General features: G+C 38.5%; 5 protein-coding genes and 1 pseudogene. 4 read left to right on the top strand and 2 right to left on the bottom strand.

Annotation, left to right across the window (positions count from 1 at the left end):
- The first annotated feature begins 15 nt into the window (after positions 1-15).
- On the top strand, positions 16-396 hold the full coding sequence (locus DB41_RS04810) for a transposase (RefSeq protein ID WP_052243915.1): 381 nt from the start codon (positions 16-18) through the stop codon (positions 394-396).
- Between the two features lie 367 nt (positions 397-763).
- Here the strand turns inward: DB41_RS04810 and DB41_RS04805 are convergent, their stop codons facing one another.
- Positions 764-1309 (bottom strand): biotin transporter BioY, encoded by a 546-nt coding sequence (locus DB41_RS04805; RefSeq protein ID WP_042240939.1) that lies wholly within the window; start codon positions 1307-1309, stop codon positions 764-766.
- A gap of 492 nt (positions 1310-1801) precedes the next feature.
- Between DB41_RS04805 and DB41_RS04800 the strand changes: the two genes are divergently transcribed.
- The 3 genes from DB41_RS04800 to DB41_RS04790 all read left to right on the top strand — a co-directional run bounded on the left by DB41_RS04800 (position 1802) and on the right by DB41_RS04790 (position 6331).
- Complete coding sequence (locus DB41_RS04800; RefSeq protein ID WP_238578429.1) at positions 1802-4534, top strand: AMP-binding protein; 2733 nt, start codon at positions 1802-1804, stop codon at positions 4532-4534.
- Positions 4535-4626: 92 nt separating this feature from the next.
- Positions 4627-6072, top strand: a complete 1446-nt coding sequence (gene cysS / locus DB41_RS04795; RefSeq protein WP_039384937.1) for a cysteine--tRNA ligase — start codon at positions 4627-4629, stop codon at positions 6070-6072.
- Between the two features lie 7 nt (positions 6073-6079).
- On the top strand, positions 6080-6331 hold the full coding sequence (locus DB41_RS04790) for a MarR family transcriptional regulator (RefSeq protein WP_039384934.1): 252 nt from the start codon (positions 6080-6082) through the stop codon (positions 6329-6331).
- Between the two features lie 382 nt (positions 6332-6713).
- Here DB41_RS04790 and DB41_RS10740 read toward each other — a convergent pair.
- Positions 6714-12198, bottom strand: a pseudogene (locus DB41_RS10740) (hypothetical protein); the annotation flags it as partial.

The following is a 12198-nucleotide window of genomic DNA, read 5'->3' as shown; positions in this document are numbered from 1 at the left end:
TAGGAGAAAAGATTTATGGGTGCTATAGCAGGCCGTTCATTTGCTAGGGAAAGCTTTATAGCAGCTAAATGCAAGTCTAAAATTTTAGCTCCTTTTTGTTATACAGGCACTTGTAATTCTCTTTTGTTTAACTTTTGGCTAGAAAAAATATTGATACCCGAACTTGAAACAGGGCAGGTCCTGATTATGGATAATGCTACCTTCCATAAATCGCAAGCCACTCATGAGCTTATCAAAAAGGCAGGGTGTGAGATTTTATTTTTACCGCCTTATTCTCCAGATTTAAACCCTATTGAAACCTTTTGGGCTAATTTTAAGAAGATTGTGGCAGCAAACTTAAGCAAATTTTCTACTCTTGCTCAAACCATTGATTACTCTTTTTTAAGTATATGTTAATGAACAGAAATTTAAAATTCAAACCACTATATTTTAAAGATAAGTAATATTACTAAAATTTTTATACCTCTGTAAATACAGGATGGTGGGTAGTTTGTATAAATTTTCTAAGGAAGAAAACCCTGTTTTTACCTTGGAATGGTATATATTAAGACTTTTAAGCAAGGATTGGATAAGAACGGAAGTTTAATTAGTTGAAAGCTTTTTTATTTTATCAAGGCTGGGGAGTAAGACGCAAAAGGCTTTGGTATAGGATAGCTTTTAACAAAGCTGGATTCATTTCTTTAAAAAAGAGATGTTTTATACACACTAAATAAAATTCTTTTTCTAAGGACTTCTCCTATAACTTTACCGAGAGATAAAAATTTCATCTTTGAATTTTACGAGAATTTAGATAACCCATCGCTATAAATATTTTTAAAACCTCACTAAATAAAAAAGGATATAATCCCATGTAAATTGCATTTTTTCCCCCTACAAAAATTGCTAAAATACTAGCCCCTAGGGCTAAAACAAGTAAACATGCAAGAGTAAGAATTACTAAATTATCTTGCATAGATTTTTGTGAAGAGGCTTTGCCTGCTAGATAAGCTTGTAAAGGCATGGCCAAAAGATAGCCCGCTTTAGGGCCTATCAAAATAAGAGGTTGAGCAATTAAGGGACTAAAAACTGGTAATCCGCATGTGCCTTCTAGTAAGTAAAGAAGAGTGGCAGCAGCAGCTTGCCTAGAGCCTAAAGTTATGCCTAGAAAAAGAACGGCTAAAGTTTGACAGGTAAATGGAACGGGGGAAAAGGGGAGGGTAAGACTAACCTTAGCACCTAGCGCTATTAAAAAAGAGCCTGCTAAACTTATCAAAAGCCTGCAGGGCCAGGAGTCTGTAAGTGTAAAACTAGAGGGTATGGCTAGCTGCATCAGTAATTTCTCCTTCACAAAGATAAGAATGCAGTTTATTTATACTTTTTCTCTTTTGCAAGAAAAAAATGTAGGAAATAGGTAGGATAGAGGGAATAAATTTTTTTTAACTTAACCATTTTTATATATTGATGATGCCCTTAGGCTAAAAGGGGTAAATCCGAATGATTCTCAATGGTTGATTAATTTTTATGCAAATTAGCATGCGAGGGATGAAATTTACTATTACTAATTTTTCTAGATAGCCTGTTTACTTTTTATTTAGGAACTTTTCCTCATGCCTATTGGGAAAAAAAGAAGCCTATCTCTTAATCTGAGCATGTATGGGCTTTTCCTTTATAAAATTAGTGCGGTTTAATCAATAACGAAGAATTAAGCTAGGAGAGAAGGCTTGTCTATTAATAGAGCGCGGAAAGAGCTAGAATTCTTCTTGTAAATTTTAATCCATTAAATGAAAATGCTCGGCTATAAAAGCTTATAAGGAATTTACACATGATGAAAAAAATTTTGTTTATTTTTACCTATTATTTATTGAAGTGCATGCTATGGTTTAGATATCGCATCAAAATAGAAGGGCTCGAAAACATCAATTCCCAAACTCTAAAAAGGCCAGGAGGGGTTTTATTTCTTCCCAGCCATCCTGCCATTTTTGTTGATCCAATAGCTGTTTCTATGGCTGTAATAAAAAAATTTCCCATTCGCCCCATGATTACAGACTATATGTATTATCATCCGGCGATTAATAGGTTTGCTCGTCTTATAGACGCTTTGCCAGTGCCCAATTTTCATACTACCACTAACAGCTTAAAGCGCAAGAAAAATGAAGAGGTTTTTCAGGCTGTGATAGACGGCCTTAATAATAAGCAAAACTTTCTTGTTTACCCGGCGGGTAAGACCAAGGACACTCATCTCGAGATCATTGGAGGGGCTTCAGGGGCTCATAAAATCATACAAGGTGCTCCTACTCTAAATGTCGTGCTGGTTAGAACAAAAGGATTATGGGGTAGCAGCTTTTCAAGAGCTTTTACACCCGGTTCATCTCCTCTTATGTTTCCTACAATTATAAAGGGAATCAAGCATGTCCTCAAAAATTTAATTTTATTTACCCCTCGACGAGAGATAATCATTTCTTTTGAGGTGGCACCTGAAGATTTCCCTTATAAAGGTACACGTATCGAAATAAATAAATATTTAGAATCTTGGTATAATCAGCCGGATGGCCTTTCTAAAGAAAATAATAAAGCTCCTGGTGATACACTAGTGCTTGTTCCTTATAGTAGATGGAACAATAAAATTCCTAAAATTGAGGATCTAAAAGCTCCTGCTGAAGACGTTATCCCTTTAGACACTATTCCTAAAGAAGTGCAGGAGCTAATCATCAATAAGTTATCAGAAGTGGCTGATATAGAGGCAAAAGAGATAAAATCTTCCAGGATCTTGTCCGCAGATTTAGGATTGGATTCTTTGGATATGGCTGAGTTGGTGGTTTATCTAGATGAAAAGTTTGACGTTAAGGGAGTAACTGTTACGGATTTAACCACTGTCAATAAACTCATGGGATATGCCGCAAAAAAAATCACTACTCGGTTTATAACAGAGACCCATGCAAAAGCCTCTGCTAAATGGGAGGTAAATGAATTTCGTACACGCTGTTACATTGCGCCAGGTCATACTATCCCTGAAGCTTTTTTTAATGTATGTTCAAAGAGGGGTAAGCAACCCGCTTGCAGCGACGACCGTACAGGCATTCTAACATATTCTCAAATGAAGTTACGTGCTATCCTCCTTGCTGAATACATCCGAAAACTACCAGGCGAATATATTGGAATCCTTCTTCCCTCCTCTGCAGGTACTGCTATCCTTATACTGGCTGTACAGCTAGCCGGGAAAGTTCCTTTAATGATTAATTGGACAGTAGGTTCTCGTCATTTAGAATCTGTAGCTTCTCTTTCTAAGATTGAGGTGGTCCTAACTTCATGGACTTTTCTCGATCGTTTAGAGAATGTAGAGTTGAAGGGTATTGAAGAAAAACTTTTAATGCTTGAAGACGTACGCCCTCATTTAGGAATTAAGCAAAAGCTCAAGGCCTTATGGCGTTCAAAACAAAGCAATAATAAAATATTTAAAAAGCTAGGTTTTAGTAATAATCCCGAAAATGTAGCCGTTCTCCTATTTACAAGTGGTACGGAAAGCATGCCTAAAGGAGTGCCTTTAAAGCATGCCAATATTCTTTCTAATTTAAGAGCTTCTCTAAATGATGTAGAAATCTTTAGTGATGATGTATTTCTCGCCATGCTCCCTCCTTTTCATTCCTTTGGATTTACTGTGAGTAGTTTATTAGGAGTTCTTTCGGGCTTTAGAACCACCTTTTATCCCAATCCCACCGATGGAAAGGGGCTTGCCTCTGCTTTTGAAAGATGGGGAGCTACCCTTATTTGTGGGGCGCCTACTTTTATAAAAGGCATGCTAAAAGTGGCTAAAGCTGAAAACTTGAAGAAAATGCGTTTATGCGTAACGGGGGCAGAGAAAGCTCCTCTTGACTTATTTCAGCAAATAGAAAAAATAGGGAAAAAAAATCATCTTCTTGAAGGCTATGGAATTACGGAATGCTCCCCCGTACTAACTATTAATAGGCCTAACCAACCCCACAAAGGCGTGGGCCAGCCCCTAAGTAATGTAGAGCTAATGATTGTTCATCCTGAAACTCTCGAAATTCTTCCTCCCGATACCCAAGGATTAATTCTAGCACGAGGGCCAAATGTTTTTTCTGGGTATCTCAATCCAGGGGTGTCTAATCCTTTTGTAATGGTAGATGGTAAAGAGTGGTATAAGACTGGGGATTTAGGGTTTCTGGACGCTAACAATGCTTTAACGATTTCTGGGCGTATGAAGCGTTTTGTGAAGATAGGAGGCGAAATGATAAGCTTAGCTTCAGTTGAAAACGTGCTTTTACATGTGAAAGAGGAAAAGGGCTGGGATGCTGTAGAAAACGAGGGACCATTACTAGCCATGTGCGCCAACGAAGTGGATGGAGAAAAAACCAAGCTTTATCTATTTACCCGTTTTGAGACTACAGTCGATGAAGTGAACAAGACTTTAAAAGAAGGAGGATTTAGCAATTTAGTCAAAGTAAATGCTGTCTATAAGCTTGATTCTATTCCTATCATGGGTACAGGCAAGGTCAATTATCGGCTGTTAGAGAACCAATATTTGAATAAAGCATAAGGATGTTAATAGTTTGCTAGGATAAAACTTGCAAAAATGATTAGAAACAAGATTTTGAAAAATAGATACTTAAATGAGTATAGCAAATAATGATAGAGCAAGCCGAGAAAAGCAAAAATTCACTCAAATTCTTTAATACTGAAAAACGAACTAAAGAAATATTTAAACCTTTTGACGATCGAATGGTCCGTATGTATACATGCGGCCCGACAGTTTATAATTTTGCCCATATTGGCAATTTTAGAACCTATATTTTTGAGGACGTGTTAAGACGTACTTTAAAATTTTTTGGCTATAAAGTGATGCAAGTCATGAATCTCACAGATGTAGACGATAAAACTATCAAAGGTGCTATTGCTCATAATATAACCTTACAAGAGTACACAAAGCCTTATATTCAAGCATTTTTTGAAGATTTAAAAAGCCTCAACATTGAACCTGCTGAACACTATCCTGCGGCTACCGATTATTTGGAAGACATGATCCAAATGATACAAACTTTATTACATAAAGGAGTTGCTTATAAAGGAGGCGATGGAAGTATTTATTATGCTATCCGCAAGTTTCCTCGCTATGGATGTTTATCCCATCTCAAATTAGAGGAATTGCAAACAGGAGCCTCGGAGCGTCTCACAGCAGATGAATATGACAAGGAAAGCGCCTCAGATTTTGTTCTCTGGAAGCATTATAATGCCGAGCGAGATGGAAAAATTTTTTGGGAAAGTCCTTTTGGGCCTGGACGTCCAGGTTGGCATCTAGAGTGTTCTGCTATGGCAATAAAAATTTTAGGAGAAAGTATCGATATTCACTGTGGAGGGGTAGACAATATATTTCCTCATCATGAAAATGAAATAGCTCAATCCGAAGCTTATAGCGATAAAATATTTGTTAAATACTGGATGCATGCAGAACATTTAGTGGTAGAGGATAAAAAGATGTCAAAAAGCCTAGGGAATTTTTATACCTTACGAGATCTTTTAGAAAAAGGCTTCACAGGACCACAAGTGCGTTACATGCTCCTGCAAACGCATTATAAGACTCAACTTAATTTTACTTTTCCTGGTTTAGAAAGTGTTAAAGCTGCTTTGCAAAGACTTAATGATTTTATTCAAAGGCTTTTAACTTATAATAAAGGTAACGAAAAGGGTTTAGTTGGACCTCTTGTGCAGAAAGCCTACCATGCATTTAACCATGCTTTAGCCGATGACTTAAATATCTCTGTGGCTTTAGCTGCTGTTTTTGAATTGGTTAGAGAAGTAAACGCCATTAGCGATACCCAAAATATGAGCGTTACCGAAGCTCAGGAGGTCTTACAGGCTATGCGCCAATTTGACTCTGTTTTAGGGGTGCTTAACTTCGAAAAAGTTAATGAAGATATTCCGGATGAGCTACAGCAGGCCCTGCTTAATCGCACAAAAGCGCGAGAAAATAAAGACTGGGCACAAGCAGATGCTTTAAGGGATTTTATTGTAAGCAAAGGTTATCTTATTGAAGATACCCCCGAGGGTGCCCGTTTAAAAAAAACTGAAAATATATGAGGAATACATGCCCCATAAAGCTCATACAGCCGATGAAAGATTTATTATGTGCGCCTATCAAGCTCTTGAAGCTTTAAATGATAAAGAAGCCCCCTTAAATTTCTATGAAGTGGGTGAAAAAGCAGGAATTACGCATAAAGGAGTTAAAGCTATTTGCAAATTGCTTATACAAGCAAACTTTATAAAAAAAATCTCTGATGAAGAAATTTATCTTACCCAAAATGGAGAGCAGCTTGCTTTACGGTTGTTAGATGAATAATCCTTTGAAGCCTATATTTAGGTACCTATAACAAGTAGAATACTGGGATTAATTCTAATAATTGGCCGTCTCATTTTTCTCATCTTTCAAGGGTCGCATCCCTAAAACCATAAGGTTTACTCTGTGCACTAAAGCTTTGTTATAAACGGATCAATTGTGTATGCGGTAAGTGAATTTTTTTATAGCCTGCCTAAAGCCCCTCTGTTAGCAGACTAAACTCTATACTTCTCGAGCTCTATAATAGCGATCTTTCAGCAGGCACTTACTTTTATTTACGCAACAATGCCTACTGTATAAACGCTCCTGAGGTATTAACCAACTTAGTTAAGTTAAAGAAATCGTTCTTACTTAACTTATCACTGTTCAGAGAATTCTTTTATTTTCACTCCTTATTCTCGTTAAAAAAGTGTGTCTTTGAAGTAATTCCTTTATCAGCCAGGTAAGAGGATATAGTATTTAAATAACTATGGGCTTGCTGAAGCTGTGTAGGGTTAAATAGAGAATAATCACAATACTGGAGATCCAGTAACTGAATCTGAAAGCGAGCCGTCGTGCGTTTGATTTTTTCACTTGCTTGCTGAAAGTCAGGCGATGAAAAATAGGTGTTAAGTACGGTCCAGAGTTGCAAAGCAAGCAGTCGAATAGGCTCGGCGGAAGGAGAATCTAACACCATCCTTTCACTTAAAAAAGGCTTTTCTATAGAAAAGTTATGATTAGTCTGGTCTAGGTAAATTAGCTCATGCTCTGACTCTTTCTTACTAGGGTAAGAGCCTATTTTTTTGGTTAAAGTAGCTGTTGGAAATTTTTGTTCTTCTACCTGTTTTTGTTGTTTTTGATTTCTTTCTAACAATTTATCGATAGATAGTAAAATTTCTTCATCGTTTATCTGATTACACCAAAGTTCGAGATGAACGACTGAGAAATTAATTTCGAGAGCTTTAGCTAAAATGCTAGCTCCTTGGTTACTTATCTCATTTCCGCTAAGTTTGAGGATCATGAGCGAGGAATTGATTTCTAAGGCTTTAGCTAAAGCATTAACACCTTTATCGCTGATCTGATTACTTTGTAAATCTAGCTTTGTAAGGGAGCTGTTAATTGCTAAGGCGTTAGCTAAAGGATAGGTGCCAAGATCGCCTATTTGATTAATATGAAAATCTAGCTCTTTTAAAGAGGTATTTATTTTGAGCACTTTAGCTAAAGCTGTAGCGCCTTCAGGGCCTATCTGATTGGCTTGGAGGTCTAGTCTCGTTAGCGAGGTATTTGCCTCAAGAGCTTTAGCTAAAGAGATAGTGCCTGTATTGCCTATGAAATTATTCCCAAGTATGAGACAAGTGAGCGAGGAATGAGTCAAGGCATTAGCTAAAGCAGTAGTGCCAGGATTGCCTATCTGATTGTGGTTAAGGACTAGCTTAGTGAGTGAAGGATTGGCTGCTAGGAGTTTAGCTAAACCGGTAGCACCTTGATTGCTTATTTTATTTCCGTTAAGTTTAAGCACACGGAGTGAAGGATGAATTTTTAAGGCATCAGCTAAAGTGCTAGCCCCTGGATCGCCAAGTTGATTATTCTGCAGGTTTAGCTTAGTGAGCGAAGTATTTACTTTAAGCCCATCCATTAATGCTCTAAATACTAGCGGGGATATGGCTCCTCTATGCTTTAGCGAGGTTAGAGAATTATCGAACAGGCCTTGAAGGTGCCTCATCTCTTCCCCCGAAAAACTTTCTAAATTATAACGAATAAGCAAAGGCCGCTGATTAATAAGCTCAGAAGATGGCAATAAAGGTAGATCACACCCTCTTAAGGTTAAACTCTTAAGATAAAGGCATTTTTTAGCCAAAGCTTTAATCTGGTGGAAAGAAAGGCGTGTGCAACCCTCTAGCTCCAGTTCTTCTAAAAGAGGAGCTTCTAGCTCTATGAAAGTTAGGGCTTGATTGCCTTTTAAAGCAAGAAAGCGCAGGTTAGGGGCTTTTAAAATAAGCTTAGAAAGACGGGTGCAGCTAGAGAGGTTAAGATAGGTCAAACAGGGCAATTCGGAGAAAGAAAAGGACTTTAAAGCTTCACAATGGCTGGCATCTAGCTTAGTAACGGCAGCCGAAGCTTCTAGCAGGCTTTTTAGAAGAGCATCATTTAATGCTTGGCAGTATTGTAAAGATAAAGTTTCGAATGAGGAAGAGGTCATAGCTTTAAGCAAAGCAAGCTGCTGCTTGTGCTGAGAGATATCTATAAAATCTAGGACAGCTTCGCGTAAGTCATTAGTCAAAAGTTCATGAAAAGTTTTAATATTTCCTGTCTTTATGGCAGCAGCAACCGTTTGAAGGTGCTTAGGATTGCTTTGCTCTTTCAAAGTTTGTAGCTCTTTTAATGCTTCTTGAGGGAGGTAACGCCCTTCATGTTTGGCTAAGTCTTTAGTAGGCATATTGCTTGACTTTAAAAGGGAGTGACTCGTACTGCTAGTCACTAGGCCATTAGGACTTCTTTCGTAATATTGCCCTGGCCCTTTTAAAAAGCGCTCATAGGGGGAGAGGGTAGCATATTGCAGAAGATCGGTATAGCATTTTCCTAGAGGAGGATCTAAGCGGATTAAAAGCTCTAGAGGGGTTAAACTGGCATTGTTTTCTAAAGCGCGTTGGAGGCAGGCGAGCTTTTGATAGATTTTAGCTACCGTTCTAGGCGGTAAAAGGATAGAAACTACCGGGTTTTGCTTATGGTAAATATAAACAAAGTCGCGGTCTTCTTCGGTAAAGAGCTTTGCATAACGTTGCTGCTGTTTATCTAAATTTCTTAGCCACGTTTGTAGAAGTTCCAAGGGCTTAATCTGTAAAAAACGTTTTATTGTTTTAGGATGAAGAGACTCATGCATCTGGTTTAAGCAGAATAGAATGCATTTGACCTGCAGTTTTCCTTGTTTTGAAAAAGAAGGAATAAAGGCATGATCGTTGTCGACACACACTAGCTGCTTTTTTTCCTCCCCTTGATGATTGATAAAAGATTGTAAAATGTAGTTATCGGGTTTGCCATCTTCTGGATTGACGAGCATGGCGAGGAGCATCATATTATGCAATCGGTGTAAATCCAAATCAGTCAAAGTGTTGCCAGCTTTTAAGGCCTCGTCTAAATTTTGTCCTTCGCTTGTTTCTGAAACTAATAGAGGGTAAGGGTTATGACGGGCATTGTAGCATTTAAATAGCTCTGTCTCCGGCGTTCCATGTCCAATGATTAAGCGATGCAAGCTTCCTACCGCATATTCTCTGCCTGCCATCTCCGGATTAGGTTTAAAATGAAGCTTACGATGGAGATAACTTACCGCTACGACGGCGCTGCGCCCAGGAGTGCCGGAAAGCTTAATAAAATCTAACCCCGCATTTAACGGAAGCTGTTGCATGACAAGAGGATGTAATGCAGCTGAACCAGAGTCCACTCCTTCCCATTCAAACCCATGGCCAGTAGCCGGTAAAGTAAAAAGAGCAAGAGATCGTAAGTAAGCAAAAGCGGGTAATTGAGTTTCTAAAAGATGTAAAGCCTCTCCTATCTCAGGGTTTTGTGCATGCTTTGTCGCAAACTCTAAAATTTTAGCTGGATGCGTTTTAGTGCCCGCCCCCTTTTTAGCAAGCTCTATGAATACAAATAAGTTATCTTGAGCCATGGCTTTTTCTAAAGGAGTTCTTCCTTGATGAAGGTAATCAGGGTAATCCAAATCCACTCCCTTATTGACTAGCTTAGCTAATATAAAGGAAAAACGCTTAGGTGCAAGGGCAGCACGATTAATGAGAGAGAAAAGAGGAGGGGAATGCTGATCGTCAACAACATTCGGGTCAATATCTTCTTGCGCTAGCAAAAGCTCGACAATAGAGAATACCTGCTCGTCTTCTAAGTTAGGTAAATCATAGGTACGCATCAGCTTGTGCAAGGCTGTTTGTCCAGCTTCATCCGCTTGGTTAACTTTAGCCCCTAACTGTAGCGCTAACTTAACTAAGGAAGGTTTACCTAATTGAATAGCTATCAGTAAGAGATTTTGCTTTTGTATCAAAGAAAGAGGAAGAGACGGGTAGAAGGAAAGGCCTGCAACTATTTTCAGGGATTTAAGTAAGGTAGGTATAGAAGCTGACCAGTTAAGCGTGATTAGAAAGTCACTCACTTCCTCTTCTAAAGGCACTAAACATGGCAAAGCAGCCACTATAGATAAAGCAGTTGGCTCTAAGAGATCCTCAACGCTTGTGTGAAGGTGATGCAGAGCTAATAGAGCATCTAAAGGATTAGCATACATTCGCATCAGGACTTGATAGCAGGCAAAAGTAGTGGGCTCTAAAGCTTTAAAAAGGTTATAGTGAGTCACATTATCTTGTTTAAATATGTTTTGGAGTAGTTGCAATTTTGTAAAGAGGGTCGTTAATAGCCCTTTAGGCAATAAAAGTGGGAGATCTAGTTTTTTATCGGCTGCTTCATCAAAAATGTCTTCTCTAGTTAGGTGCCCTTGGTGAATGAGTTTTTGGTACTGATGGTTTCTTTTATCTAGTTGTTTAATCCATTGCAGCAAGAAATCGACAGAGTTTAAATTGACTACGAATTTCTTGACTGAAGGGGCTATAGATTGGCTCATGCACCCTTTGAACAAAAAAGGTAGGCATTTTAAATGGATGCTATGCCCTTTTCCTGAAGGAATAATAGCAGGCTCAAAAGCCCGGTCATTATCAATGCAAGCCAGCTTTAAGCTTTCTAACTCTTGATCTTTCCAAGTAAGCTCTACGATATAGTTATCGGCTTTGCCATCGTTAGGTAAAATGAGGAGGCTGGCAACCACTAAGCTACTAAATGATTCTTTATCAATTTTCTTCAATAAAGGAGGTATAAGGCGAAAAAGCTCTTCTATAGGCTTTTTTGGAAATAGCTTAGCCGTCCAACGTAAAGCTACAGGCAAATCACTTAAAGAGCCTAACGAGGCATTTGAGGCTAACTTAGGATGTAACTTTAATATGGCTAAAAGTTGCCAGAAGTTGCTTTCTTCTTTCTTTTTTAAAAAGTCTTTGCGAAAAATATCCAAGGCTTGTTTTGCGGATTTTAAGCTAAACTCTCCTTCAGACGAAAATTCGCTTAAACGTTGTTCCTCAGATAGCTGTTCCATCCAAATTTTATATTCCCGGAAAAGCCTTTCAGGATCGGAAGGGTAAGACTGGTGCACTTCTTCTAAAAGAAAAGGCCAGCTTTCAATAACCTCCTGAGTAGTCAGCAAGCGTTCATCACTTAATAAATCAAACATTTCTATAACGCTAATTAGATCGGCTAGTAGCATAGCTTGAGGGCGGGTACTTTCATCAGCATGCCCGATGGTATAGCCGACTTGGACTGTACGAGCTTCCAAGTATGTGACCCTACATAACTTTTTTTTAAGCTGTGGGGTATCTTTAAAGATTTGCTGAGAAGTTTTACCTTGGTGCAGCTGTTGATTAAAAACTTTTTTTGCTCCCTGATCTATAGAAGCTTGCCAATTAAAAGTTAGGACGTTAGATATTTTAAGGAAAGAGGTAGGGGCAGCAATTATAGATTCTGAAGAAAAAGCTTGAGTTAAAGAAGCAGCCGCGTATTCCCAAGCAGGCTTTAGATAGTCAGAGACTACCGCAGCAGTAGGATTGGCTTTGCAATGAAGCCCGTGTAATGAGGCGACCGCATGCCTGCCATGTGTATTGGTGCGACAAGGCAATCCTAACTCATCGATAGAAAGCATAGCACGCGCTTTGTCTATATCCAGGAGAAGAAAATCAATAGAATCCCCGCAAACCTGGGCTTTTAAAGCAAGCAAAGCTTCTCGTTTCTCGACGGAATAAGCAGTTAAGAGTTGGTTAAGAAAAGTGGTATAGTAATCTTTTAAAGCTTCT

Source organism: Neochlamydia sp. TUME1, from assembly GCF_000813645.1.
In the GTDB taxonomy this organism is placed as follows: domain Bacteria; phylum Chlamydiota; class Chlamydiia; order Chlamydiales; family Parachlamydiaceae; genus Neochlamydia.
Note: the sequence above shows the minus strand (reverse complement) of the source record. Positions and strands in the feature narration are given on the sequence as shown.